Here is a 24,433-nt window from a genome sequence, read left to right as displayed (position 1 = left end):
GAATTGCATCAACTTCCGGTGAGCACCTGTTCAGGTCGAGACGCTTGTGTCAGATAGAGATCAATGACGAGATATTCTGCCATCCGTATGTTCATGTTTGCTTTCGCTTTGCTCGGGCTCCTGCTCGGGCCGATGGCGGTTTTCGTGAGCGGTGCGGCTATGGCCGACCAGAACATGCCCGTCATGATGGGCATGGGCGACAAGGTTGAAACGGCAGGCATGCCAGTCGACATGTCTTGCTGCCCGGAAAAGCAGGTCAAGGTTCCCGACTGTTCCAAGGACTGCCCATTGAACGTTCTGTGTGTCGCCAGCTTTTCCAGCCTGTCGATGGCGGATGTCGATACTTTTTCGATCTTCGGGCAAAAGGACCTGCTTCATCCCGCTGTCTTTGAAGCATTGGCGTCACGCATAGGCGATCCGCCGCACCGACCTCCAAGCCTCTGATTGTCATCGACGCGCGAGCGTCATTCCGACGAGTGGTGCCACCGCTCGTCAAGCCGCGTAGCGTCTGCTGCGCTGACTGCCGTGCATACCACGGTTCATGACAATCGGAATTTGAAACTATGAAAATCAACCGTTCTGCTTTTGCGGGCCTCGCGCTCGCCGCTCTCCTCGCATCCATGTCTTCGGCCCATGCGGCCCCGTCCGACTACGAATTCAAGCTGGTCACCAGCGAAATCCAGAAGAACGACGCGGCGACTATTGCCGTCAGGCTGATCGATAAACGTTCGGGCAAGCCTGTCGAAAATGCCGTCATTTCGGCAACACGCATCGACATGCAGCCCGATGGCATGGAAATGATGACCACGCCGGCCAAGGCCATGCCAACAACGGAAGCGGGCGTCTATTCCTTCAAGACGAACCTGTCGATGGCGGGAAACTGGCGCTTCTCGGTCGCTGCAAAAGTGCAGGGTGAAGAGGGCACCGTTGAAAACAAACTCGTTTTCAAAGTCGTGCAGTGAAACGCATTTCTTCCGCACTCGTTCTGGTCGCCGTCATCGCGGCGGCCGGAACGGGCGGCTATTGGGTAGGCCAGCATGGCCTGCCTACAGCCGTTGTTGCCCTCATGCCGAAAATCGCAAAGGCGGAAACCATCGACAGTATGCCGGCAACGGGTCCTGTCATCTATTACCGTCATCCCGATGGATTGCCGGAATATTCCGGCACTCCGGCCAAAACACCGGACGGGCGGGCATTCCGGCCGGTGCTTGCCAGCGAAGATGTGAGTTTCGACGAAGCTAAACCCGCCGCTGGGAAAATGCCGGAAAAGCCCGGTGAACGCAAAGTTCTCTATTACCGCAATCCTATGGGCCTGCCGGATACATCGCCGCTGCCGAAAAAGGACTCCATGGGAATGGACTATATTCCCGTTTTCGACGGCGAAGACACCAATGATGGCTCGGTAACGATATCGCCGGGTAAACTGCAACGGTCGGGTGTGAAAACGGCCGTTGCCCGGATGGGCACAATCATTCGGCCCGTGCGGGTTCCCGGAACGATCCAGCTGGATGAGCGCCGTGTCAGCGTGGTTTCCACCCGCACGGAAGCCTTCGTTGAAAAGGTCGCCAATGTTACGACAGGGGATGTCATTGCTGAAGGGCAGCCGCTTGTCAGTTTCTACGCCAGAGAAATCGCGACGGCAGGTGCGCAGTACATCACCGATCTTAAAACCGATAACACGGGATCGAATGGCGGCAGCAGGCTGCGCCTCGAAAATCTCGGTGTGCCGGAAAAGGTCATTGCCGACATCCGCGAGAACCGGAAAGTGCCGTCATCCATCACGTTGACTGCGCCTCGCCGTGGGGTCGTTCTCGAACGCTCGGCCGTTGAAGGCATGATGGCAGCGCCCGGTGCCTTGCTGTTCAGGATCGCCGACATCTCCAATGTCTGGGTCATGGCTGATGTGCCCGAGTATGAGCTTGGATCCGTGCGGGTTGGTGCTGACGTGACGATCAAGGTCCGCAGCCTTCCGGGCGAGGAGTTCAAGGGAAAGGTCGATCTGATCTATCCGGATATTCAGGCGCAGACGCGTACCGCCCGCGTCCGGATCGAGTTGTCCAACCCGGACGGGATATTGCGGACAAATATGTATGCGGACGTTGAAATCGCCTCCGGCAACGGCGATCCGGTTGTCACCGTTCCCGATAGCGCTGTTATCGACAGCGGTGATCGTCAGGTGGTGATCCTCGACCGGGGAGACGGCAAGTTCGAACCGCGCAAGGTCAAGGTCGGCAAGCGCGGCGATGGCATGGCCGAAATCAGTGGTGGAATCAGCGCCGGAGACAAAGTCGTTGCGTCGGCAAACTTCCTGATCGATGCCGAAAGCAACCTGAAGTCAGCGCTCAATACGCTTGCTCCTTCTGAGGTGAAGCCATGATCGCACGTATCATTGACTGGTCAGCCCGCAATCTCGTCATTGTTTTCTTTGCGTCGATCATGGCGGTCGGTGCCGGCATTTACGCCATCCGCACACTGCCGCTGGACGCGATCCCGGACCTTTCCGATGTTCAGGTCATCGTCTTTACCGATTATCCCGGCAAGGCACCGCAGGTTGTCGAGGATCAGGTGACCTATCCGCTGACGACATCGATGCTGACGGTGCCGAAGTCCAAAGTCGTCCGCGGCTTCTCCTTCTTCGGTGTGTCGTTCGTCTATGTGATCTTTGAAGACGGAACGGACATGTATTGGGCACGCAGCAGGGTGCTCGAATATCTGAATGCTGCCGCAAGTCGTCTGCCGGCAGGCGTTACGCCGACACTCGGGCCCGACGCGACAGGTGTCGGCTGGGTCTATCAGTATGCGCTTGTTGCCAAGGAACAGTCGCTTGCCGAGCTGCGCTCGATGCAGGACTGGATCGTCCGTTTCGGCGCATCGAAGGCCGAAGGCGTATCGGAAATTGCCGGGCTCGGCGGCTTCGTCAAGCAATACTCCATCGTCGTCGATCCCGCCCGACTGAAGTCGCAGGGCGTCACTCTGGACGAGGTTGGCGCAGCAGTCCGTGCCAGCAACATGGATACAGGTGGACGGACGGTAGAACTGTCTGAATTCGAGTTCATGGTGCGCGGGCGCGGTTATCTCAAGAACGTCTCAGACATCGAGAATATCGTTTTGAAAACTGAGAATGGCGTTCCGCTCAGGCTTTCGGATGTTGCTGCCGTGGAAATCGTCCCCGACGAACGGCGCGGCATTGCCGAAATGGATGGGTCAGGCGAAGTTGCCAGCGGCATCGTGCTTCAGCGCGTCGGCTCCAACGCGCTGACGGTCATCGACAACGCCAAGACAAGTCTGGCGGAAATCAAGAAGAGCCTGCCGGCAGGCACCGACATCGTTCCGGTTTACGACCGTTCGACGTTGATCAACTCTGCGATAGAGACGTTGAAGAGAACATTGGTGGAGGAAAGCATTGTCGTTGCGCTGGTAACGATCATTTTTCTGCTTCATGTCAGAAGTGCCCTCGTTGCCATCATCATGCTGCCCGTTGGTATCCTGATGGCCTTCATTGCCATGAAATGGCTGGGGCTGGGGGCCAACATCATGAGTCTTGGCGGTATTGCCATTGCCATCGGGGCAATGATCGATGCGGCCATCGTGATGATTGAAAACGCCCATAAACATCTGGAGCGTGCGCCGCCCGGCAAACCCCGGGTCGAAATACTGATCGAGGCGGCGGCGGAGGTTGGACCGGCCCTGTTCTTCAGCCTGCTGATCATCACGGTGTCGTTCATCCCGATCTTCACACTCGAAGGTCAGGAGGGCAAACTGTTCGGGCCGCTGGCATTCACCAAGACGTTCTCGATGGCTGCCGCAGCGCTTCTGTCGGTTACGCTGGTGCCTGCACTGATGATCCTGTTCGTGCGCGGCCGTATCATTCCGGAGCACAGGAACCCCGTGAACCGCTTTCTGATCGCCATCTACCGACCGCTGATCACAATGGTCCTGAAGGCAAAGTATCTCACCATCCTGATCGCACTTGCCGCTCTTGTCGTCACGATTTGGCCTGCGCGCCAGCTTGGCAGCGAGTTCATGCCCAACCTCGACGAAGGCACCCTGATGTATATGCCCACGACGTTGCCGGGAATATCCGTCACCAAGGCTGCCGAGTTGCTGCAGACACAGGACAGGATCATCAAGTCGTTTCCGGAAGTCGAATCGGTCTTTGGTAAATCAGGAAGGGCGGACACGGCGACCGATCCAGCACCGACTGAAATGTTCGAAACCATCATCAACCTGAAACCGAAGTCGCAATGGCGGCCGGGCGTCACTGCCGACAGTCTGAAGAACGAAATGGATGCTGCCTTGCAGTTTCCAGGTGTTTCGAATGCCTGGACCATGCCGATCAGGGCGCGCACCGACATGCTGTCGACGGGTATCCGCACACCTGTTGGCGTCAAAGTGTACGGTACGGATCTTGCTCAAATGGAAGGGGTGGCAAGACAGATCGAGCGGGTGCTGAAATCCGTTCCGGGGACGTCGAGCGCCTATGCCGAGCGGGTCATCGGTGGATACTTCCTCGATATTGTTCCGGACAGGGTGGCGCTCGGACGTTACGGCCTGTCGATCCAGAATGTTCAGGATGTCATCTCCATGGCCCTGGGCGCGCAGCAAATCACCCAGACAGTGGAAGGACGGGAACGTTACGGCGTCACCATCCGTTATCCCCGGTCGCAGCGCAGTGATCCGCAAGCCATCGCCCGCGATGTGCAGATTGCTTTGCCGGGCGGCGGAACGGTTCCGCTCGGTGAAGTCGCCAAGGTCGAATTGACCCGCGGTGCAACCTCCATCCGCACTGAAAACGGCCAACTGGTGGTCTATATCTTTGTCGATATCACGGGCCGGGATCTCGGCGGCTATGTTCATGAGGCCAAGCAGGCTGTGGCCGATCAAGTCAAACTGCCGGCGGGCTACTCCGTCGCCTGGAGCGGTCAGTTTGAATACCTCGAACGGGCCGAAGCCAAGCTGAAGATCGTGGTGCCGCTGACGCTGGCGATCATCTTCCTGCTGCTCTACCTCAACTTCAAGGCGCTCACGGAAACCCTGATCGTCATGCTGTCGCTGCCGTTCGCCCTGGTGGGCGGCATTTGGCTGATGTGGTGGCTCGGCTTCAACACGTCGGTCGCCGTGGCGGTCGGCTTCATTGCGCTGGCAGGGGTGGCAGCCGAGACGGGCGTGATCATGCTGATCTACCTTGATCAGGCGTTGAAGGAAGTCCGGACAAGACGGGCGGCAAGCGGGGGCGTGTTTACACGAGCCGATCTCAATGAAGCCATCATGATGGGTGCGGTCGAACGTGTCCGGCCGAAGATGATGACCGTCGTTGCCATCATGGCAGGGCTTCTGCCTATCCTGTGGAGTACGGGAACGGGATCGGAAGTCATGCAGCGCATTGCCGTACCGATGATCGGCGGCATGATCTCATCGACACTGCTGACGCTCATTGTCATTCCTGCCGTCTATGGCATCGTCAAGGGATGGAATTTGAGGGTGGCAGGCGCGATGGAAGCGCATGACACGGGCAGCCTGCCGATACCGGCGGCAATGAATCCGCAAGCTGGAGGTACACGCTGATGAAGAGACGCGAATTCTTATGTACAGGCATCGGGGCAGCTTTTGTTGCCCTGACCGTTGGCAAGGCCAAAGCTGCAACGCCGTCGGTGATGACAATATACAAGGACCCGAACTGCGGATGCTGCAATCTCTGGGCGAAGTCGATGGAGACCGAAGGCTTCAAGGTCGAACGCGTGAACACGGACGACCTGCCGGGCATCAAGAAGCGCTTCGGCGTTCCGGCAGAGGTTGAAGGGTGCCACACGGCAACCGTCGAGGGCTATTTCCTCGACGGGCACGTGCCGTTGGAGGCGGTCAGAAAACTTCTTGCGGAAAAACCTGGCATCGCCGGGCTGGCGGTGCCAGGCATGCCCGCCGGGTCTCTCGGCATGGGCAATGACCCCAGTGCCAGTTATGATGTCTTTGCGGTTGCCAAAGGACCGGACCGGAAGGTGTCGGTTTATTACGAGGTCAGGCCAAAAAGTTAGGAGGATACCCGCGCAGGGCCGACCATGTGCCGATCAGGACGTCGGCATTTCCCGGCGCGGTCCTTCCGCCATGGAGGCAAGTCACAGTTCTTGACAGCGATCAAACATATCTGTAAATCTGGATATATGGAAAAAGAAAGCACCATCGAGGCCTTTTCGGCTCTTGCTCAACCCTCGCGCATGGATGCGTTCAAGCTGATCGTGATGCACGAGCCGGAGGGGATCGCTGCCGGGGAAATCGCCCGTATGCTCGATGTTCCTCAGAACACCATGTCGACACATCTCGCGATCCTGTCACGCGCTGGCTTGATCACTTCGGCGCGCCAAAGCCGTTCCATCATCTACAGAGCCAATTTCGGCAAGCTGCGTGCGGCCATCAACTATCTCCTGAAGGATTGCTGCGCAGGGCATCCGGACATTTGCGCACCGCTCATCGCCGACATTGTTCCCTGTTGCCCGCCCAAGGAAAACGCAATGCCTGAACGCGCCCGGTCTGATGCGATCATGGTCAAAGCAGAAAGGACCGTCTGATGACCGTCACCATTTATCACAATCCATCCTGTGGCACGTCCCGCAATGTCCTGGCGTTGATACGCAATGCGGGCATCGAGCCGACCGTCATCGAGTATCTCAAGACGCCGCCCGCCCGACAGGAACTGAAGGATCTGATCCGCAGGGCAGGACTGACCGTGCGCGAGGCTATCCGCGAAAAAGGAACGCCTTATGCGGAATTGGGGCTGGATGACCTGTCCTTGAATGACGAGCAGCTGTTGGACGCCATGGAGGCCCATCCGATCCTGATCAATCGCCCCTTTGTCGTTACGGAAAAGGGCGTGCGTCTTGCCCGGCCATCCGAAGCGGTCCTCGATATCCTGCCGAGCCCGCAAAAAGGCGCCTTCGCCAAGGAAGACGGCGAAGTCGTCATCGACAGTGAGGGGAAGCGCATTGTCTGATTTGCCCAATGTCGCGTCGAGCGTCCTGCAGATTCCGGAGCCTGAAAAGCTGTCTGCAGCATTCTCGGCACACCGTCCGCGCATCCTTCTGCTTTACGGCTCCCTCCGAAGAGTGTCCTACAGCCGTTTTCTGACCCAGGAAGCAGCGCGCCTGCTGGAGCATTTTGGGGCGGAAACCCGCATTTTCGATCCGGCTGGCCTGCCTTTGCCTGACGATGCGCCGGTTGATCATCCGAAAGTTCAGGAGCTGCGCGACCTCTCGCTGTGGTCGGAGGGGCAGGTATGGACCAGCCCTGAACGGCACGGTGCGATGACCGGGGTGATGAAATCGCAGATCGACTGGATACCCCTAGCCATGGGCGCGATCCGTCCCACGCAGGGGCGGACGCTGGCGGTCATGCAGGTGTCCGGCGGGTCGCAATCATTCAATGCGGTCAATCAGATGCGGGTGCTTGGCCGCTGGATGCGCATGATCACGATCCCGAACCAGTCGTCAGTCGCCAAGGCCTATCAGGAATTTGACGAAAACGGCCGGATGAAACCGTCCGCCTATTATGACCGCGTTGTCGATGTGATGGAGGAATTGGTCAAATTCACGCTGCTGACGCGTGATATTTCCGGCTATCTCACCGATCGCTACAGTGAGCGAAAGGAAGACGCGGCGGCGCTTGAAAAGAGAGTCGCGCTGAAGTCGGCCGTTTAACGCATCATCTGGCGGGCTGATGTCCATCACATCGATACCTTGTTCTGTGCCGGCCCTGGAAGCGTTCAGACTGCTTCAATGTCTCGGCCCATATTGATGTGAGGCCCAAGACGCCGGGAACCTTTTACCGCAAATATCATCTATGATGGCCAGAGGAGTTCAGGATGATGGTATTACCGGCAAAGACAGCGTCCCCATCCGGTCATGGGGACGATGTCGAACTTGTTCGACGTGCGCTGATCAGGGATGCCGATGCTTTCCGCACAATAATGCGGACGCATAATCGCCGGCTTTACCGAATTGCCCGCGGCGTCATTCGGGATGACAGCGAAGCCGAGGATATCGTTCAGGAGGCCTATTGCTCTGCCTTCTCTCATCTCGACCAGTTCCGGGGTGAATCCTCACTCGCAACCTGGCTTTCCCGCATTGTCATCAATGAAGCTTTGGGACGTTTGCGCAAAAAGCGGCGTGCGCCGGATCTTGCGGCTTCGACGAGCCGGAATTCTGACACGCGGATCATCCCGTTTCCCATCAAAACAGGTGAAGACCCGGAGCGGTTAATGGCACAGCGGCAGATTTTGCAAATGGTTGAAAGGGCAACCGATGCTCTTCCCGACGTGTACAGGACTGTTTTTATCGCGCGCGTGATCGAGGGGCTCAGTCAGGAGGAGACAGCGGAGGTGCTCGGGATCAGAGTGGAGACGGTCAAGACACGTCTGCATCGCGCTCGTGCGCTCGTACGCAAAAAGTTGGACGACCAGATCGGCCCGGTCTTGATGGATGCCTTTCCATTCGCTGGACAGCGCTGCGCCCGTTTGACAGCCGCAGTCATGAAACAGCTCGGCTTTATCGAGTGAACTCAGGGAACCTTTTTCGCTATTCAACATCAAATGGCTGTCAGTTGAAAAAACGACCCGGATATTCCTCCGGGCGAAGGAGGTATTATGTTCTCTCGGACAATGACGGCCCTGGCTGTTCTTTCCCTATTGGGCAGCATTTCACTCGCTCATGCGGCAGACAAGCCAACCGACCCGCAAATTGCTCACATTGCCTATACGGCAGGCATCATCGATATCGAAGCTGCCAAACAGGCGATTGCCAAATCAAAAAACAAAGACGTTGTTGCCTTTGCCAGGGACATGATGCGCGATCATGAAGCGGTCAACACGCAAGCTCTCGCACTGGTCAAAAAGCTGAAGGTCACTCCCGAGGACAACGACACCAGCCGTTCGCTCGTCAAGGCGGCCACCGCCGAACGCGCCAAGCAGGACAAATTCGATGGTACCGCCTTTGACAAGGCCTATGTGACCAACGAGGTGACCTATCACAAGCAGGTCAACGGCGCGCTTGAAACCTTGCTCATTCCTTCAGCAAAAAATGCTGAGCTTAAAAGCCTGCTGGAAACTGGACTGAAGATCTTCCAGGGGCATGAGCAGCACGCCGAACATGTTGCGGCCGGGCTCAAATAGGGCAGACCGATGGCGTCGCAACTCAAGGCATGGATCTCGATTGTCCTGATACTGGGTATGGGGTCCATTCCTGCCAGGGCGGAAACCATACGGGTCACGATCGAGAAAATGGTGTTTACCCCAGCCGTCATCACCGCAAAAGTTGGCGACAGGATCGAATGGATCAACAAGGATATCGTGGATCATACGACAACAGTGAAAGGCGGATGGGATGTCGTGATCTCCTCCGGCAAAGCGGCAACGCTCCAGCTTGAGCAAGCAGGGCCGGTTGACTTCTATTGCCGCTTTCATCCCAACATGAAGGGGCGCGTTACCGTGACTCGCTAGTTTTCGAGGTTGCAGAAAAATAGCCGGACGGACCCCGGCGGTCCTTGCCACCGGGAACTACCGGTCAATGAGACGTCATAGCGCCGATCTGTCCGGGTGGATTGGCGAAGTCCTCATGGATGAGCTCGGCAGAACCGGTTATCGGTTTCCCCTTGTGGTCAAAACGCAGCACAACCATGTAATCGAAAACATCGTCGGGCCATTGCCCGCCGGGCAACAGCCTCGACGGATCACCTCCCAATGCTTCGATGAGCTGCGAGAGTTTGCCGTGATGCCAGGCAATGAGCACCGATTTGCCGTGCGGCTCGGTTCTCAAAGCCTTGGTAAGGCCGGTCAGATCTTTGTTGCCGAATCTCAGATCGATAGGCAGCCCCAGCGCTTGGCTCAGTGGCTCCAGGGTCAGCCGTTCGCGGGCACTGTTCTTGGAATCTGCGGTCGCAATCAGCGTGTCGGGCCGGAATGGATGGCCGTCGAGCGTCAGGTGCTGAAAATACGCGCTATAGGCCTGCGCCCGTTTTTCACCAGCCGGAGAGAGACCTGTTCCGCTGTCCGGCTTTTCTCCATGACGGATAATGGCAATTGTCACATCGGCGAGACCGGTCGTCTTGCCTTCGAAAGCAAATCCGCTGGCACAGAGCAATGCGTTCGAGCCGATCAGGATCGTCATGACAAGAGCCAGACACCTCGCGTATTTGTTCTGCATGATGGAGAAAACTCCCAGGGGCATTTTCGTTTCCTTTATTAGGCGCATTCAAGATGCGGCTCATCTCCTGTCCGTTTTTCCATTCTATGCGCTGCGATCAGGTTTTCATATGCTGTTCGGCCAGAATGGCTCAAACATCACCTTCGTGCCCATTGGGCCTACAACAGGTGCGCGCAGAAACGTGAGAGATATTGGGGCCTGAACTGATTTTCAGGTGGCCGACGGTTTTGACGCCAGAATATCAACCATCTGAATGTCGGGTGGAGTGGCAAAGAGTTCGTCAGCCCGTCCCATCAGCAGCTTGGCAAGATCGCCGGCAAGGTGTGCATCGCGCGCATCGGCAGTGTTGAATGTGTCAAAGATCGCGAATGCCGATGGACTGCTGCGCACAGCAAACCACGACACCGTATCACGCTCCTTGTTGACGATAGCCAGCCCTGCAATGAGGAAAGACTCCACATCATCTTCCTTGCCTGCTTTTGCTTCAAGCGAGACATAGAGACCGTATTTTAGCATGGGATTGTCCTTTCCTGCCGTCCGTTAAAACTGGCCCCCATTCATATCATATTAGCAGGGGCCAGCCGACTGTTCCCTTCGTACCGGGAACCGGAAACGGATTTACATCTTGGGCAACAGAACTTTGTCGATGACGTGAATGACACCGTTTGACTGTTTGACGTTGGCGATCGTCACATTGGCAACCGTGCCGTTTTCATCGGTCAAAGTCAGCTTGTCGCCCTTATATTTTGCGGTCCACACGCAACCGCCAACGGTCTTTACCGGGTGCGCGCCCTTGTCATCATCGACCATCTTCATGATGGCCTTCGAATCCGCATTGGCGGCGACGACATGGCAGGTCAGGATCTTGGTAAGCTTGTCCTTGTTTTCAGGCTTCAGCAAGGTTTCGACCGTGCCCTTGGGCAGCGCGTCAAATGCTGCATTGGTTGGTGCAAAGACAGTGAAGGGACCCTTGCCCTGCAAAGTTTCGACAAGGCCCGCTGCCTTGACGGCTGCGACGAGTGTGGTGTGATCTTTGGAGTTCACGGCGTTTTCAATAATGTTTTTATTTTCGTACATGGGTGCACCGCCGACCATGGGATTCTCCGCAAACGCGGCTCCCGAAATCAACACAGATGCGAGTGCAACCAGGCGAATGGAATTGGTGAACATTTCTCTCTCCACTGTTTTTTCCCTTTGATTGGGAAGCGGCGGAGTTACGAGCGGCTTTTCAAATTAGTTTCAGCAGGGATCGAATAAGGGGACATTCACCGGGAAGAAGCGTGCCCGATCCGGCGGCGGCGTATCCTTTTGCTGGATTCGTCCGTCTTGGCTGTTGACGGGCTGTCATCCTCGACATCGCCCTCCCAACCGAATTGGAGCGTGACCATGGAGAGCAAGCAGAGCCTGGCAAACAAGATACACTACGAAAAGCTCGCGGAGGCTTGGCGCAGCGGTCGCGAATTGCCGCCGGAAGTCTCCGAATGGTCTGTCTTGACGACGGAACCGGGCGGCGTCGATTACATCGAGACGAACCTCGGCGACAAGACAGCGCTGTGGGTTCAGCCAAAACGGGCGGCCAAGGATCGGGTCATGCTCTACCTGCACGGCGGTGGCTATGTCGGCGGATCGATCTGGACCCATCGCAAGATGGTCGGGCACCTCGCCAAGGCGATTGGCTGTTACGCTTTGCTTGCCACTTACGACTATGCGTTTCAGAGCAAGTTCCCGCGCCAAATCGAGCAGGCCGTGACTGCGTTCGCGTGGCTGGGCGAGCAGGGCATCAGGCCGAAGCACACTATAGGTGCGGGCGATTCCGCTGGCGCGGGCCTGATCATTGCGGCGGCAATGAAACTCCGTGATGCGGGACGTCCCTTGCCGGCCGCGATCCTCAGTATCTCCGGCTGGCATGATCTGTCGGCAAGCGGGCTCTCTTACGAAGTTAACCGCGAGAAGGACGCCTTCTTCCAGAAGGCGACCGTGGATATGCTGGCATCGCAAGTCCTTGGAGGGGCTGATGCCCGACATCCATTCGCCAGCCCAATCTTTGCCGATCTCAAGAGCCTGCCGCCGATCTATCTGCAGGCGGGCGGAGACGAAACCCTGCTCGACGACAGCCGAGCGCTCGCCGACCGCGCGAAGGCCGCCGGCGTCGAGGTGCGCTTGGAGATATTTCCGGGTATGCTGCATTCGTTCCAGATGATGGCTGGCCGCGCGCCCGAAGCCGACGACGCGATCGAGCGGTTTGCACAATGGGTTCGCCCCAAGCTCGGCCTGACCGGAACCGCAGCAACACCCGGCGAAAGTCAGGAGGTCGCATGACTCGCAAATTGAAAGTGGGCAAATGCGCGTTTGCAGACCTGGGCCATGCGCTCGTCCGCCTGAAGGCTTGTCGATACGTATCGCTTCAGGAGCGGCGTCGTGGTCCTCACCTGTGTTCCTCGATGACGCCAAGATGTGGCAGGTGAAGGATATGCCTGAGCGACCGAACGGCTTATTCGACGCGCAGTATCGAGCCTTCCTCGAGACGGTATCAGACGTCCGCGCCCAATTGCATCGTTACTGCGCCCGCATGACCGGTTCACGGCTCGACGGTGAGGATCTCATGCAGGAGACGCTGTTCGAGGCCTACACGAAGATCGAGACCCTCGGCGATGCCAGCAGGCTAAAGCCCTGGCTCTTTCGCATCGCTCACAATCGCTGCATTGACTTTCTGCGGCGGCGCGATGCGCGCGAGCGCGCGGAAAGCGCCTATTCGGACGATATCGGTGTCGTCGCTGCGGAGCCGGCGACGACCGGTGCACATCGCGCCATCGAACGGCTGGTGGGCCACCTGCCGCCCAAGGAGCGCGCCTGCGTCCTCCTGAAGGATGTGTTCGACTATTCGCTGGAAGAGACCGCAGAGCTCGTGGACTCGACGGTTGGCGGCGTCAAATCCGCGCTCTCCCGCGGACGGGCGAAGCTCGCCGACCTGCCGGCGAAACCTGCCGGTGAACCGAGCAGTCCGCTTGATCCTGACACAGCGCGGATCTTGCAGTGCTATGTCGACCTCTTCAACCGCCATGACTGGGATGGGGTGCGCAGCCTCACCAGCGCCGATGCTCGGTTGCGGGTCGCCGACTGCTTTGACGGCCTGCTCAGGAACTCTCCCTATTTCGCCGAATACGAGCGAAATCCGGACACCTGGACCATGGAGTTCGGGGCGATCGACGGAGAACCTGTCCTGCTCGTGCTCTTCCAGCGAGGCGACCGGTGGCAGGTCGCGTGGCCGGTTCGCGTCCGTGTCGCCGGTCGGATCATCGACCGCATCGAAGATTATTATGCCTGCCCGTGGGTCATTGGAAACGCCTCGGAGGCCGACTTGCAACGCATGGCCGGGTCCGCCGTTTTGCAGGGAGCATGACGGAGGCGGTGCAGAGGAGGGCCCGCAATGGGCACTCACCAATCCATGGCCATTGAGGCCTAATGGCTGGGAGAATCTTTGCGGGTGTTTGCATAGGCAACCAGCGCCTGTTGTCGCGCTGCTTGATGGTCAACGATGGGATGAGGGTAATTCTGGCCCAGAACAACGCCCGCCTCGTTCAAAATGTTCTCGGGTGCGAGCCAAGGTGCGTGCAGATATTTGTCGGAGAGATTTTTCAGCTCCGGAACAAATTCCCGCACATAGGCGCCCAATGAATCGAACTTGGCGCCCTGCAACATAGGATTGAAAATCCGGAAATAAGGCGCGGCATCTGCACCCGATCCTGCAACCCATTGCCAACTGGCGGCATTGCTGGCGGGGTCGGCATCCACAAGCGTATCCCAGAACCACGCTTCGCCCTTGCGCCAGTCGATGCGCAGATGCTTGATCAGAAATGATGCGGTGATCATACGGACCCGATTGTGCATCCAGCCTGTTTTCCAGAGTTGGCGCATGCCGGCATCGACGATCGGATAACCCGTCCGGCCCTGTTGCCATGCCTTGAGATCATCGGCCTTGTTCTGCCAAGCGAAGCCATCAAACGATGCATTGTAGTTCTTGGTCGCAAGCGCGGGATTGTTGAACAGCAGATGGTAGGAAAATTCCCGCCAGCCGATTTCCCTGCGGAATTTATCCACATCCCTGCCTTCCCGCGCAAGGCTCGGTGATTTCAGGGCATGCCATATCTGGAACGGTGTGATCTCACCGTGGGCGAGATGGGGGGAAAGCCTTGACGTTGCTTCGATGGCAGGCTTGTCCCGATCATGATCGTAGCCGCCAATAGCGCCGCCGAGAAAGGCGGCAAGTTTTTCCTGTGCGCCGTTTTCCCCCGGCGTCCAATCCTTGGCAAAGTCCTTCGCCCAGTCGGGTTTTTCAGGCAGAAGCGCCCAGTCGTTAAGGCACTGCGAACCCATCGATTCATGATATGGCTCCAGCGTTCGCGGTGCTGGAACCGGGTCACGTGGTTCCGGACCTGCCGTCAAAGCGCGCCAGAACGGCGAATAGACGCGATAGAACCCACCAGTGCCGGTTTTGAACAAGAACGGCTCATGCAGGAGATGCCCGTCAAAGCTTTCTGCCGATATGCCTCGGCGGATGAGTTCGGATTTGAGGCTGGTGTCCGTCCTCACGCCGGGGGGATCGTACCGCCTGTTCCACAGAACCATGTCGGCGCCTGTGTCGTCCAGCAACCGATCAACAATAGTCTGTGTCGCCCCGCGTTTGAGAACAAGGTTCGCGCCAAGAACCCTGAGCGACGCTGAAAGCGCAGCCAGTGAGTGGTGCAGCCACCATTGGCGCGCCCCGCCGGCAGGCCGTGATGCTTCGGTGTTCCCCTCATCCCGAATGAATACGGGAATGATTGGTTTGCCTGTGTTTGCGGCTGCATACAGGGCACGATTGTCGCTGATCCGCAGATCGTGTCTGAAGAGGACAATGACGGGGAAACGGGTGGCCGATGATTGCTGTTCAGTCATGTATGCCTGTTATTTTGAGAACTGCGTATCCGATTCCGTTCGGCGCGGAATGATTGTCCGGGTTTGAACAGGCGTCCGCGGCCGGGGTCTGCATTTGACACCCTTGACCCAGATCCATAGGGCTTCCCAATGGATGCCGGCAATGACCTTGAGAGTCAGCAGGGGATAGCCGAGAAACAGCTTTAGCAACTGGCGGTCGCTGAATTCCTGCCGCTTGCCTGAAAAGGCTGTTGCGATGATGAGCCCGTCCTTGTCGCTCGCGTTGATGACAACCGATGCTGTATCGGCTGGTCTGGTGATGGTGAAATCATAGTCCAGCGCCATCTCCATGAAGGGCGAAACGTAGAATTCCTTGCCGCATTCCTGATGCAACGGCTTGCCGTTGTCCGTATCGCCCAGCGGAAAAACGTAGCTGTGACGCTGGCCGAACGTGTTGTTGACCTCGTAGATCAGTGCCTTCAGCCTGCTGTTCCTGTCATGGCAGAAATAGACACTCAGCGGGTTGAATACATAGCCAAGTATTCTGGGCATGGTCATCAGCTTGATGGGCCCACCATCGGGCACCATGCCGGCATCCCGCAGATGGTCCTCCACATAACCGCGCAGGTCCGGACACCGCGCTGCCGCATCAAACTTGGAGCCGTGGTCGCCATCGAAGAAACCGAAGAGATTGAACCGGTTGTGGGAGAACAACCGGCTGGCGCGCGCGATACCTTCGATCTCGTCAATATCGAGCAGCATGTAGAACATGCGGTAACGCAGAAAATGCTGTTTGGGGCGCAGGCGCCTATGGGTGACCCTGCCAGTGTAGATCGCTGAGCGGAAGGCATTCATGCCGCGACCCCGATTGGTTCGGGGCGGTTCTGGCGATAGATGCGCCCGGATTCATCGGCAACCTTCCAGGGTCTGCGCGCGCCGCCGAGATCTTCCGCCACCGCAAGGCCCGCTTGCAATCCGTCTTCGTGGAAGCCCGCGCCAAAATAGGCGCCGCAGTACCAGGTGCTGCGCTGTCCCTGCATCTGCCAGAGCTGTTTTTGCGCCTGCATCGCCGCGCCGTCAAAAATCGGGTGGCTATAGGTTTCCCGGTGCAGGATTTTTTGCTCATCCGGCTGATGCTGCGGATTGAGTGTGACGAAGAACTGACGATCGGTTTCGAGCGGCTGCAATCGGTTCATCCAGTAGGTCACACACAGCTGGTTGCCCGAACCGGCGGCTTCCCGGCGCTGTCCCAGATAGTTCCAGCTGGACCAGACGGCACGCCGTTTGGGCATGAGTGTGTCGTCTTCATGCAGAACAGCATGGTTCACCGAATAGCGGAAAGCGGAAAGAAGGTTGGCTTCCAGGGGCGTCGGGTCGGACAGCAACGCCAGCGATTCATCGGCGTGGCCGGCCAGGACAACGTGATCGAAAATCCGGGTAACACCATGGATATCGGTCACGGCGGCGCTGTCTCTGCCGCGACGGATGGATGCGGCGGCACATCCGGTCTGGATGCGGTCCCTGTAACCTGCCGTGAGGCGATCGACATAGGCGCGGCTGCCGCCCTTGACGGTACGCCATAGCGGCCGGTTGGCCAGTTTCAGCAGGCCGTGATTATCGCAAAAGCGGATGAACGCCTCCGCGGGATACTCGAGCAATGCCGATGCCGGCGCCGACCAGATGGCGGCTGCCATGGGCAGGAGGTGATCGTCGCGGAAGGCGCGGCCATATCCCTCCCGTTCCAGAAATTCACCCAGAGCAAGCAGGCCGAGTTTGCCCGCGTGGGCCGGAGTTTCGCGATAGAAGCGCAGGAGATCGCGCAGCATCATCCAGAAACGCGGATTGAACAGGTTGCGCTGCTGGGCAAACAGGCCGCTGAATCCGGTGCCGGAATATTCCAGCTTGCCGTCATCGAGCGATACCGCAAAGGACATGTCCGATGCCGCTGTTTCCACGCCGAGATGGTCGAGCAGGGCAGTCAGATTCGGATAGGTATGTTCATTGAAAACGATGAAACCGGTATCAACCGGAATGGGGCTTCTGTCTGTCTGGCCGACAAGGAATGTATTGCTGTGACCACCCACGCGCAGCTCACGTTCGAAAACGGTCACGTCATGATTCTGGGAAAGAAGCCATGCGGCGGACATGCCCGCAATACCCGATCCTATGACAGCAATTTTCAACGATGTTCTCCCGTACTCATCATGTGGAAACAACACGGATCGGGATGATCAGACGTTGTTTCTTGCAGCATCAGTGCATACGGTGGAAATACGGAATTGGATCAGGATTAGTTTCGGTGCTGATCCGATTGCGGCGCATCTGCGTATTGAGCGGTATGAATGGCCTCGCAACCTTTACCTTCGGCGATTTCCACAGGATATGGCAGCGTTTTGGACGCGGTCGGTTTTCGTATGCCGGAACAAAGCCGGCAATCAGGCGTACCGTTCAGACAATGACCGGGCCGGCCGATTATTCCGCAAAAATCCTTCGTATCGCGCAGCGCAGTGACAAGGCGGCTTTCGCCGAACTTTTCGGCTATTATGCGCCGCGTATCAAAGGGTTTTTCATGCGCGGCGGCATGGCGCCGGGGCAGGCCGAGGAACTGGCGCAGGAAACCATGCTGATGCTCTGGCGCAAGGCGTATCTGTTCGATCCCGCCAAAGCGTCGGCTTCCACCTGGATTTTCACGATTGCACGAAACCTGAGGGTCGATGCGATCCGGCGCGAGCGTTATCCCGCAGCGCATCTCATGGAAGAACATGAGCCGGATTTTGAACCTTCTCCGTCAGAGATGCTGCTGCGGCTGGAAGGCGAAACGCTGGTGCGCACCGCCATGCAGAAATTGTCGCCAGAACAGATGAGCGTCATCCAACTGCACTATTTTGATGACAAGCCGCACAGTGAGATCGCCCGGACGCTGGATTTGCCGCTGGGGACCGTCAAATCTCGGTTGCGTCTGGCGATGCAGCATCTCAGAAATCTGCTGGGCGAGGAATGAGCTGACATGACCCATCGCCCTTCCGATGAAATTCTGATGGCCTATGCCGCGGGCAGCCTTGCCCAGGGGGCGGCGCTCGTTGTCGCGGCACATTTGTCGCTCTGCCCCGACAGCGCCGAACGCGTGCGGCAGTTCGAGGCTGCGGGTGGTATGGCGCTGGAGGACGTGCCCGTTGCGGAAATGGCAGCAGATGCCCTGGAACAGGTTCTTGCGCGTCTTGATACGCCATCATCCTTGCCGGTCATGCCGCAGGTCCGGCATCTTGCCGCTATGCCGGATGGTCTGGTTCTACCGTCACCGCTGGAGCAATATGACATCGGCAAATGGAAGTTCCTGGCGCCGGGCGTGCAGTGGAGCTCGATTGGCAGAGGTGGTGCGCCCCGCAATCGGCCGATGCTGCTGCGCGCGAAGCCCGGAATGGTGCTGCCGGAACACACCCATAGAGGTGTCGAATATACGCTGGTGCTCAAGGGGACGTTGCACGATGCGCTGGGTGATTATTATCCGGGCGATCTTGTTGTCGCCGATGCCAGTCTTGAACATGAGCCCAAGGCGGGGCCTGACGACGAATGCATCTGTCTGGCCGTGGTGGATGGGCGTTTGCAATTGAAGAGCGTGCTCGGCCGCCTCGTTCAACCATTGCTTGGATTTTAACGTGTTGCGTCAGCTGCTGACACTTTTGACGGTTGTAACGCTGGTCGGATGTTCGGCCGGAAAGATGCTCGATATCACGACGTCATCCGGCGGGGCTTCTGTTACCCGGAACATTGCCTACGGCGGGGATCAGCGGCAGGCCCTGGATATCTATGCCCCCAAAAACACCAGAGCAGCCCCCATGGCAATTTTCTTTTACGGCGGCACCTGGCAAAGCGGAGATAAGGCAACATACGCTTTTGTGGCTTCGGCGCTGGCCGCCAGAGGTATCGTCACGGTGGTTCCGGATTACCGGCTGTATCCTGACGTGCGTTACCCGGCCTTCCTGCAGGATGGAGCCGCCGTGGTTCGCTGGGCGAAGGATCACGGTAAGACCTATGGCGGAGACCCCAACAAAATCTATCTCATCGGGCATTCTGCCGGCGCCTACATCGCCGCCATGCTGGCATTGGACACGAAGTGGCTTGGCGAGCAGAAGCTTAATCCGGCGCGTGATCTGAAGGGGTTTGTCGGTATTTCCGGACCGTACGATTTTCTGCCGTTCGACGATAAAGCAGTGGCCGATATTTTCAGCCCGGCGCGGACGCCGGAATCAACGCAGCCGGTCAATCAGGTTCGACCCGGCAATCCGCCGGTACTCCTGCTGCACGGGCAGAGCGATGATGTTGTCTATCCGCGCAACAGCATGGCGCTTGCGAAGAAACTGCGGTCTGTCGGGTCTTCGGTCCAGACGAAGCTTTATCCGGGTGTCGGTCACATCGGCATTATCGGAGCGATAGGATCGCCGATCCGCTTCATTGCGCCGACACTGCGCGATACCGTTGATTTCATTCTTGGGCATGGGGGGAACGACAGATCATGACCGGCGCGCCGTCAGGCTTTCCGGCATCGTCATCACTTCAAAGGCGGAGTGCGAGGACATAGGTCGACCTGTCAAACCGTGGCCAGCAACCACCGCGTGAACAGAAGACTGAGGGTTGCGCATAGAGCCGATGCGAAGGTACCCCAGCCCATATCGACAATCGTCACCATCGTGGACCACTGTTTGAGTGTCGCCTGATTGGTCAGATCATAGGTCGCATAGGCCATGAAGCCGAAAAGCGCCCCATAGACGAGAGCGGTTGTCCAGCGGCCGTTTTCCAATGCGGGGCTGACCGCGAAGATCACGATACCCGCGACAAAGATCAGATAGAAGGCAATTGCCGCGGGATAGTTGGCCTGTGTGCCAATGACATCGGGAATCCGGCTGCGGTAGAAGCCGTTTGCCATGATGCTGAGCCACACAAAATCGACCGCAAGAAACAGCGCCGCTGTCGAGAGATAGGCGATGACGTATTTGAGCATGAAAGATTCCTTTCTGCCTCATACGCTGGCGCCCTTTGGATGGATCATCCATGTCGGGATAAAGCGAGTTGCGTCTTCATTGTCACAATGGTGATCAGAGACGGCCGCATTTCGTGTGAACGGAACAAATGAGATTTATGAGATTCCAACTGAGGCGAAGAGTTTCGCGCGTCAGGGGTTGAGCGGTGGCAGTGCTGGCTTCTCGTGCTTCGCGTCAAGCCGCTTGCCGTTGCCGTCCCGCCACGAGAAAATGGCGGAGGCCAGCTTGTTCATGGTGACTTTGGAGTTCGCCGCGATATGCGAACGGTATAAATCCGCCTCAAAAGCCTCAAGTGCATTCAGAATTTCCTGATCCTGGGTAGCGGCCGCCCAGGCCGCAATGCTCTTGTATCCGGCACTTGCCGTCCAGGTTCCCAGAGCAGCATAGGCCGCTGCCGGGTTGTCCGAGTTCAAGGCGAGATAGAGCTGCCGGAACCTGGCGGGTTCTGATCGTTCAAGCATCTTCTGGCGCGCATCCATCCATTTGAACAGGCGCGGCAATGCGATCCAGCAGAACCAGGCGGCCAAAACCGCTGCCGACAAGATTATCCCGGCAAGCACTATTGTATGCAGCGAAGGTGCACGCGACGATTGCGGTTGTGCCGGCATATCCGGAATGATTGCATTCGTCGTCGCGGGAGCCGCCTTCACGGTGAGCGCAATGGTGGAAAGCTTGGCCTGCTGGCGACTGGCATTGCCCGTATCGTACCAGTCGATGGAAAGACCCGGAATGATCAGGCTGCCTTCGCGCTCTGCGACGTAAGTGATGCTGTCGGTCCGCCTGCTGCCGGATCCGCCACCGGCTCCTTTGATGCCATTCTCCAAACGCGGCGGTTTGACGTACATCCTGACCCCGGCCGGCGTTTCAAAATGCGGTTGAGGCAACATCATTGCCTGCGTTCCCCCGGCCGTCTGTGACACGGTCCGCACCAGGGTGTCGCCGACTGTCAGTTTGCCGGGGTCGCTGTCCAAGGTCTGTGACAGCTCGAGACTGGTCGCGGCCAGGATGGGCCCGGTGTCGCCGCTGCCGGGCACTTCACCCACATGAAACCTTGCGGGGGGAAGCGGCACTTTCGCCGTGACCGACTGGCCCGGCACGGCGGCATAGCCAAATTCTATGTCTGCGGTCGGCAATGCATAGTCGCCCGCCAATTGCGGAATGATGAGATACGTACGGCGGATTCCCGAATATTGCGCTGCATCCCTGACGACGTTGAGGTTCTGGGCACGCCCGTCGGAGAGTGTGACAATCGCATTTGGAAGATCGAACACGGGAAATTGCGGCGGTGCGGTGAAATAATTCGGTACGAAGACATCGATGTCGATCTGAATCTGTTGACCCGCGACCAAAGTACCCTTCGTTGCAATGGTCGCTTCAGCAAAAGGGTCGGCGGCCAAAGCGGCGTGATGCCAGAACAACACCAGCAAGGCTGCAGCAAGGATTCTCATTTCGCACCCCGCGCCGCCTCGAGTGCAAACTTCCGCGCCAGCAGCTGCGCCGGGCTGACCGCAATATTCTTCATCCAGATATCCGCCGCCTGTTCCGCGACATTGACCTCTCCCTTTTTCCCCTGTTTACCCTTTTCATCGAATTGGATCTGATCAGGATCGTCATCCGGATCCCGTGGCTCTTCGCTCTCATTCTTCTTTTTGCGCGCTGCAAGCCGCTCGGCAACGGCAAGATTACCCTTGGCCGGTATCCAGTCCTTGCGCACGGCCAGCGCTTTTTCATATGCGGCAACAGCCGCGTCATATTTTGCAAGCTGCATAAGACAATTGCCTTGATTGAACCAGCTTTCGGGCGTGTTTTCGCGTGCGAATGCGTTTAGCGCCTCGTCAAATTTCCTGGCACGGTATAGCGACGCCCCCTTCCAGGCCGGATCGGCGAACGTGTCGGCAGCGTCCGGAAAATCCCCGCGTTGATAGGCGAGGCGGCCCTGTTGGTCTCGGGTGAGCCAAGCGTCCGCAAACCAGTTGTCAGCGGCACGAGCCGTATCCGCGCTGGTGATCATATGGAAGGCAAGGATGGCCCCGGTCCATCGGATGCCCCCGCCACGCCGGAAAGTGAAAGCGGCAAGCAGCGCGATCGGGATCGTCAGCCACCAGCCGAAATCCCGCCACCGGGTTTGGCCGGCATCCGACCGCTGTTCAAAATGCGTCCGGATGTGTTGGGCAATCCAACGCACGTCACTGTCGTCCGCCGTGTAGGTGGCGACGCTGGTTTCGCTGTTGCGCAACTCTCTCAAAGCATCGATGTCGAGTTTGGCAAAGATGCGGTTGCCATTGGCATCATTGGCAAAGCTGCCGTCGGCGGTCTTGACCGGGCCTCCCTGCGCAGTGCCGATGCCGAGAATCACGAGCCCGCTTCGCCGCGTCGATTGAACAGCTGCAAGTGAGCCGGAATCGATACCGTCGGTCAATAAAAGGATCGTGCCGGTTGCCTCTTCATCGGCCAGCGTTTTTTCTGCTAGTTCCAGCGCGGCCGCGGTGTTTCGGCCGCCGACCGGCATGATGGGCGTGACCAGGGAATTCACATAGGTCCGGATAAGCGAAGCGTCCTCCGTCAGCGGCAGCACGAGATGAGCCGATCCGGCATAGGCGATCACAGCGGTCTTGGCCGCTGGGCGCGATGCCAGTATGTCGTCAATCTTCAGCTTGGCCCTTTCCAGCCGCGACGGTGTCACGTCAATCGCGTCCATTGTCGGCGAGAGGTCGATTGCGACAACAAGGGCGGCGGCATCCTGCACAAACGGCGGCAGTTCCTTTTGCCAGGTCGGCCCCGACAGCGCGATTGCCGATATGGCCATCAGCATTGCCATCCAATGATGCGGGCGGATGCCGCCGCGGTGCTCCCTGCCGGAAATCAGATGATCGAGCAGCTGCGGTGCAATCATGCCGCGCCACTTTATTCTCATGTCACCTTGCCGCGCCGCCAGCCAAAGGAACAGCATCGCCGCCGGAATGCCGGTCAGCCACCACGGTCGCAGGAAGTGGAAGTCGGCGATCATGACTGCGCTCCACCGGGTAATTCCCGGCGCCTCCTGAATTCCGTTCCCAACCATGCCAGTGCATGAAATACCACTAGGAGAACCAGAGCAGCGCCGAGCGGATAGACAAAGAGCTCGGTCCGCGGCTGCCACGACAGAATTTTCTGCGTGGCAGGCGTTATCCGGTCCAAGGTCGCATAGACGTTTTCCAGGCTTTTCAAATCCTGCCCGAAGAAATAGCGGCCGCCGGTGACCTCAGCGATCTTCTGCAGCATGGCCACGTCCAGCTTGTCCTCGCCAACCGCATTCATATCACCAATTCCGATTGTATGGACGGTAATCTTGGCTGCTTTGGCGATATCGGCAGCTTTTGCGGGAGGCATTTTGCTCGCGGTGTCATTCCCGTCGGTCAAAAGCACAAGCACCTTTTCCGGAATGTTCGGATCATTGAACATTTTGATGGCAAGCCCTATCGCATCGCCGAGAGCTGTTCTCGGTCCAGCCATCCCGGGAAGCGAATCCGCTATCATCGTCTGAACCGTGGCATGGTCCATCGTGAACGGCGCAAGCGGGTAGGGCGCGTCGCCGAAAGCAATCAAACCGATCCGGTCGCCCTGCCGTTTCGACACGAAATCAGCAACAACTTTGCGCACTGCCTCGACGCGGGATATCAGGGTGCCACTTGGTTCGCGGAAATCCTTCGTGTCCATGGACTGGGATAAATCGATAGCAAGCATGAGGTCCCGCTGCGGTTGCGTCTTCTGCAGCGGCGGCTCGATAAACTGCGGACGGGCAAGCGCAAGGAGTATCAGTATCCAGGCGAGGCTTGCGGATAGAGTCTGCAGGACGGACCGTTGCGAAACCAGCGATCCCGTGGTCGGAACAACGCCAGCCGCGCGGGCGACTTCTTCGAAGAAGGGAATGCGGACCGCAGTGGTCTGCTCCTTGTAAGGCGGCACGATCCACCAGATCAGGAGCGGTACGGGAAGCAGGACAAGCAGCCAGGGATAATCAAGTTGATACATGATGCTTTCCGATCCAGCGGATGGCTGCTTGCCTCAACTGCGAAGCATCCGGACCCGATGCCGCATTCGCGGACACATATTCCAGTTCCGCAATGAAACGGGCAAGCTCGGGGCCCAGGCTGTGGTTGGGTGCCGTGCGCTCCAGGAAGGTCACCCTGTTGATTTGCATTGAGAGCTGACCCGGGATTGCGGGAAAATATCACTGAGAATTGACCCATGTTTCAATCATCCCCTGTGGTTTCAGCGGGGGCACTGGAGTGATCGACATGGCGTTACTGAGCG

The 24,433-nt window shown here is 58.0% G+C and carries 26 protein-coding genes; 16 read left to right on the top strand and 10 right to left on the bottom strand.

Annotation, left to right across the window (positions count from 1 at the left end; translation table 11 throughout):
• Window positions 1-63 precede the first annotated feature (63 nt).
• The 11 genes from J1W56_RS24010 to J1W56_RS23960 all read left to right on the top strand — a co-directional run bounded on the left by J1W56_RS24010 (window position 64) and on the right by J1W56_RS23960 (window position 9,484).
• A complete protein-coding gene (locus J1W56_RS24010; RefSeq protein WP_223615805.1) occupies window positions 64-444 on the top strand; it encodes a hypothetical protein in 381 nt (126 codons plus the stop codon).
• A 119-nt stretch (window positions 445-563) separates the two neighbouring features.
• On the top strand, window positions 564-962 hold the full coding sequence (locus J1W56_RS24005) for a FixH family protein (protein ID WP_223615804.1): 399 nt from the start codon (window positions 564-566) through the stop codon (window positions 960-962).
• Window positions 959-2,377, top strand: coding sequence for an efflux RND transporter periplasmic adaptor subunit (locus tag J1W56_RS24000; protein WP_223615803.1), 1,419 nt, complete (start codon window positions 959-961; stop codon window positions 2,375-2,377). Before J1W56_RS24005 ends, J1W56_RS24000 begins: the two co-directional genes overlap by 4 nt.
• A complete protein-coding gene (locus J1W56_RS23995; protein ID WP_223615802.1) occupies window positions 2,374-5,565 on the top strand; it encodes an efflux RND transporter permease subunit in 3,192 nt (1,063 codons plus the stop codon). The genes J1W56_RS24000 and J1W56_RS23995 overlap by 4 nt, the downstream gene beginning before the upstream one ends.
• Window positions 5,565-6,032 carry a DUF411 domain-containing protein gene (locus J1W56_RS23990; protein WP_223615801.1) on the top strand — a complete coding sequence of 156 codons (468 nt, stop codon included), beginning with the start codon at window positions 5,565-5,567 and terminating at the stop codon, window positions 6,030-6,032. Before J1W56_RS23995 ends, J1W56_RS23990 begins: the two co-directional genes overlap by 1 nt.
• 126 nt (window positions 6,033-6,158) lie before the next feature.
• Window positions 6,159-6,563, top strand: a complete 405-nt coding sequence (locus J1W56_RS23985) for an ArsR/SmtB family transcription factor (RefSeq protein WP_223615800.1) — start codon at window positions 6,159-6,161, stop codon at window positions 6,561-6,563.
• Window positions 6,563-6,985: an arsenate reductase (glutaredoxin) gene (gene arsC, locus J1W56_RS23980; protein WP_223615799.1), complete on the top strand. Its 423-nt coding sequence runs from the start codon at window positions 6,563-6,565 to the stop codon at window positions 6,983-6,985. The genes J1W56_RS23985 and arsC overlap by 1 nt, the downstream gene beginning before the upstream one ends.
• Window positions 6,978-7,688, top strand: coding sequence for an arsenical resistance protein ArsH (gene arsH, locus J1W56_RS23975; protein ID WP_223615798.1), 711 nt, complete (start codon window positions 6,978-6,980; stop codon window positions 7,686-7,688). Before arsC ends, arsH begins: the two co-directional genes overlap by 8 nt.
• A gap of 164 nt (window positions 7,689-7,852) precedes the next feature.
• A complete protein-coding gene (locus J1W56_RS23970) occupies window positions 7,853-8,545 on the top strand; it encodes an RNA polymerase sigma factor (protein ID WP_223615797.1) in 693 nt (230 codons plus the stop codon).
• Between the two features lie 87 nt (window positions 8,546-8,632).
• Window positions 8,633-9,157 (top strand): DUF4142 domain-containing protein, encoded by a 525-nt coding sequence (locus J1W56_RS23965; protein ID WP_223615796.1) that lies wholly within the window; start codon window positions 8,633-8,635, stop codon window positions 9,155-9,157.
• Window positions 9,158-9,166: 9 nt separating this feature from the next.
• Window positions 9,167-9,484 carry a cupredoxin domain-containing protein gene (locus J1W56_RS23960; protein WP_223615795.1) on the top strand — a complete coding sequence of 106 codons (318 nt, stop codon included), beginning with the start codon at window positions 9,167-9,169 and terminating at the stop codon, window positions 9,482-9,484.
• Between the two features lie 64 nt (window positions 9,485-9,548).
• Here the strand turns inward: J1W56_RS23960 and J1W56_RS23955 are convergent, their stop codons facing one another.
• From J1W56_RS23955 to J1W56_RS23945, 3 genes are all read right to left on the bottom strand, one after another.
• Window positions 9,549-10,151, bottom strand: a complete 603-nt coding sequence (locus J1W56_RS23955) for a histidine phosphatase family protein (protein WP_223615794.1) — start codon at window positions 10,149-10,151, stop codon at window positions 9,549-9,551.
• A 246-nt stretch (window positions 10,152-10,397) separates the two neighbouring features.
• Window positions 10,398-10,703 (bottom strand): putative quinol monooxygenase, encoded by a 306-nt coding sequence (locus J1W56_RS23950; RefSeq protein WP_223615793.1) that lies wholly within the window; start codon window positions 10,701-10,703, stop codon window positions 10,398-10,400.
• Between the two features lie 102 nt (window positions 10,704-10,805).
• Window positions 10,806-11,357 (bottom strand): fasciclin domain-containing protein, encoded by a 552-nt coding sequence (locus tag J1W56_RS23945; RefSeq protein WP_223615792.1) that lies wholly within the window; start codon window positions 11,355-11,357, stop codon window positions 10,806-10,808.
• Between the two features lie 216 nt (window positions 11,358-11,573).
• On the opposite strand from J1W56_RS23945, the gene J1W56_RS23940 reads away from it, so the two are divergent.
• The gene (locus J1W56_RS23940) at window positions 11,574-12,506 is read left to right on the top strand and encodes an alpha/beta hydrolase (protein ID WP_223615791.1); all 933 of its coding nucleotides are present in this window, start codon (window positions 11,574-11,576) and stop codon (window positions 12,504-12,506) included.
• Window positions 12,507-12,618: 112 nt separating this feature from the next.
• Complete coding sequence (locus tag J1W56_RS23935; RefSeq protein WP_223615790.1) at window positions 12,619-13,587, top strand: RNA polymerase sigma factor; 969 nt, start codon at window positions 12,619-12,621, stop codon at window positions 13,585-13,587.
• A gap of 59 nt (window positions 13,588-13,646) precedes the next feature.
• On the opposite strand, the gene J1W56_RS23930 is transcribed toward J1W56_RS23935, so the two are convergent.
• The 3 genes from J1W56_RS23930 to J1W56_RS23920 are packed head-to-tail and all read right to left on the bottom strand — an operon-like array spanning window position 13,647 to window position 17,284.
• Window positions 13,647-15,122: a cryptochrome/photolyase family protein gene (locus J1W56_RS23930; RefSeq protein WP_223615789.1), complete on the bottom strand. Its 1,476-nt coding sequence runs from the start codon at window positions 15,120-15,122 to the stop codon at window positions 13,647-13,649.
• Between the two features lie 9 nt (window positions 15,123-15,131).
• Window positions 15,132-15,956: a DUF1365 domain-containing protein gene (locus J1W56_RS23925; RefSeq protein ID WP_223615788.1), complete on the bottom strand. Its 825-nt coding sequence runs from the start codon at window positions 15,954-15,956 to the stop codon at window positions 15,132-15,134.
• Entirely contained in the window at window positions 15,953-17,284 is a 1,332-nt protein-coding gene (locus J1W56_RS23920) for an NAD(P)/FAD-dependent oxidoreductase (RefSeq protein ID WP_223615787.1), read from the bottom strand. Before J1W56_RS23920 ends, J1W56_RS23925 begins: the two co-directional genes overlap by 4 nt.
• Window positions 17,285-17,400: 116 nt before the next feature.
• On the opposite strand from J1W56_RS23920, the gene J1W56_RS23915 reads away from it, so the two are divergent.
• From J1W56_RS23915 to J1W56_RS23905, 3 genes are read left to right on the top strand one after another with little or no spacing between them, the layout of a single operon-like run.
• On the top strand, window positions 17,401-18,102 hold the full coding sequence (locus J1W56_RS23915) for a sigma-70 family RNA polymerase sigma factor (RefSeq protein WP_223615786.1): 702 nt from the start codon (window positions 17,401-17,403) through the stop codon (window positions 18,100-18,102).
• A gap of 6 nt (window positions 18,103-18,108) precedes the next feature.
• Complete coding sequence (locus tag J1W56_RS23910) at window positions 18,109-18,756, top strand: ChrR family anti-sigma-E factor (RefSeq protein ID WP_223615785.1); 648 nt, start codon at window positions 18,109-18,111, stop codon at window positions 18,754-18,756.
• A 1-nt stretch (window position 18,757) separates the two neighbouring features.
• Complete coding sequence (locus J1W56_RS23905; RefSeq protein ID WP_223615784.1) at window positions 18,758-19,618, top strand: alpha/beta hydrolase; 861 nt, start codon at window positions 18,758-18,760, stop codon at window positions 19,616-19,618.
• Window positions 19,619-19,689: 71 nt separating this feature from the next.
• Here J1W56_RS23905 and J1W56_RS23900 read toward each other — a convergent pair whose 3' ends face one another.
• From J1W56_RS23900 to J1W56_RS23885, 4 genes are all read right to left on the bottom strand, one after another.
• Window positions 19,690-20,100 carry a DUF2177 family protein gene (locus J1W56_RS23900; protein WP_223615783.1) on the bottom strand — a complete coding sequence of 137 codons (411 nt, stop codon included), beginning with the start codon at window positions 20,098-20,100 and terminating at the stop codon, window positions 19,690-19,692.
• 171 nt (window positions 20,101-20,271) lie between these two features.
• Window positions 20,272-21,588, bottom strand: coding sequence for a BatD family protein (locus tag J1W56_RS23895; RefSeq protein ID WP_223615782.1), 1,317 nt, complete (start codon window positions 21,586-21,588; stop codon window positions 20,272-20,274).
• A complete protein-coding gene (locus tag J1W56_RS23890) occupies window positions 21,585-23,147 on the bottom strand; it encodes a VWA domain-containing protein (protein WP_223615781.1) in 1,563 nt (520 codons plus the stop codon). The genes J1W56_RS23895 and J1W56_RS23890 overlap by 4 nt, the downstream gene beginning before the upstream one ends.
• Entirely contained in the window at window positions 23,144-24,151 is a 1,008-nt protein-coding gene (locus J1W56_RS23885; RefSeq protein WP_223615780.1) for a VWA domain-containing protein, read from the bottom strand. Before J1W56_RS23885 ends, J1W56_RS23890 begins: the two co-directional genes overlap by 4 nt.
• Between the last annotated feature and the right edge of the window lie 282 nt (window positions 24,152-24,433).

This window comes from Phyllobacterium calauticae, from assembly GCF_019991125.1.
Lineage (GTDB): Bacteria > Pseudomonadota > Alphaproteobacteria > Rhizobiales > Rhizobiaceae > Phyllobacterium > Phyllobacterium calauticae.
The sequence above is the reverse complement of the archived record's forward strand: the minus strand, read 5'-3'. Positions and strand labels throughout refer to the sequence as shown.

Excerpts from the sequence above, each read along its gene's own strand:
- J1W56_RS24010 (WP_223615805.1), top strand. The coding sequence starts at position 64 with ATGACGAGATATTCTGCCATCCGTATGTTCATGTTTGCTTTCGCTTTG.
- J1W56_RS24005 (WP_223615804.1), top strand. The coding sequence starts at position 564 with ATGAAAATCAACCGTTCTGCTTTTGCGGGCCTCGCGCTCGCCGCTCTC.
- J1W56_RS23995 (WP_223615802.1), top strand. The coding sequence starts at position 2,374 with ATGATCGCACGTATCATTGACTGGTCAGCCCGCAATCTCGTCATTGTT.
- J1W56_RS23990 (WP_223615801.1), top strand. The coding sequence starts at position 5,565 with ATGAAGAGACGCGAATTCTTATGTACAGGCATCGGGGCAGCTTTTGTT.
- J1W56_RS23985 (WP_223615800.1), top strand. The coding sequence starts at position 6,159 with ATGGAAAAAGAAAGCACCATCGAGGCCTTTTCGGCTCTTGCTCAACCC.
- arsC (WP_223615799.1), top strand. The coding sequence starts at position 6,563 with ATGACCGTCACCATTTATCACAATCCATCCTGTGGCACGTCCCGCAAT.
- J1W56_RS23970 (WP_223615797.1), top strand. The coding sequence starts at position 7,853 with ATGATGGTATTACCGGCAAAGACAGCGTCCCCATCCGGTCATGGGGAC.
- J1W56_RS23965 (WP_223615796.1), top strand. The coding sequence starts at position 8,633 with ATGTTCTCTCGGACAATGACGGCCCTGGCTGTTCTTTCCCTATTGGGC.
- J1W56_RS23960 (WP_223615795.1), top strand. The coding sequence starts at position 9,167 with ATGGCGTCGCAACTCAAGGCATGGATCTCGATTGTCCTGATACTGGGT.
- J1W56_RS23955 (WP_223615794.1), bottom strand. The coding sequence starts at position 10,151 with ATGACGATCCTGATCGGCTCGAACGCATTGCTCTGTGCCAGCGGATTT.
- J1W56_RS23950 (WP_223615793.1), bottom strand. The coding sequence starts at position 10,703 with ATGCTAAAATACGGTCTCTATGTCTCGCTTGAAGCAAAAGCAGGCAAG.
- J1W56_RS23945 (WP_223615792.1), bottom strand. The coding sequence starts at position 11,357 with ATGTTCACCAATTCCATTCGCCTGGTTGCACTCGCATCTGTGTTGATT.
- J1W56_RS23940 (WP_223615791.1), top strand. The coding sequence starts at position 11,574 with ATGGAGAGCAAGCAGAGCCTGGCAAACAAGATACACTACGAAAAGCTC.
- J1W56_RS23930 (WP_223615789.1), bottom strand. The coding sequence starts at position 15,122 with ATGACTGAACAGCAATCATCGGCCACCCGTTTCCCCGTCATTGTCCTC.
- J1W56_RS23925 (WP_223615788.1), bottom strand. The coding sequence starts at position 15,956 with ATGAATGCCTTCCGCTCAGCGATCTACACTGGCAGGGTCACCCATAGG.
- J1W56_RS23910 (WP_223615785.1), top strand. The coding sequence starts at position 18,109 with ATGACCCATCGCCCTTCCGATGAAATTCTGATGGCCTATGCCGCGGGC.
- J1W56_RS23900 (WP_223615783.1), bottom strand. The coding sequence starts at position 20,100 with ATGCTCAAATACGTCATCGCCTATCTCTCGACAGCGGCGCTGTTTCTT.
- J1W56_RS23895 (WP_223615782.1), bottom strand. The coding sequence starts at position 21,588 with ATGAGAATCCTTGCTGCAGCCTTGCTGGTGTTGTTCTGGCATCACGCC.
- J1W56_RS23890 (WP_223615781.1), bottom strand. The coding sequence starts at position 23,147 with ATGATCGCCGACTTCCACTTCCTGCGACCGTGGTGGCTGACCGGCATT.
- J1W56_RS23885 (WP_223615780.1), bottom strand. The coding sequence starts at position 24,151 with ATGTATCAACTTGATTATCCCTGGCTGCTTGTCCTGCTTCCCGTACCG.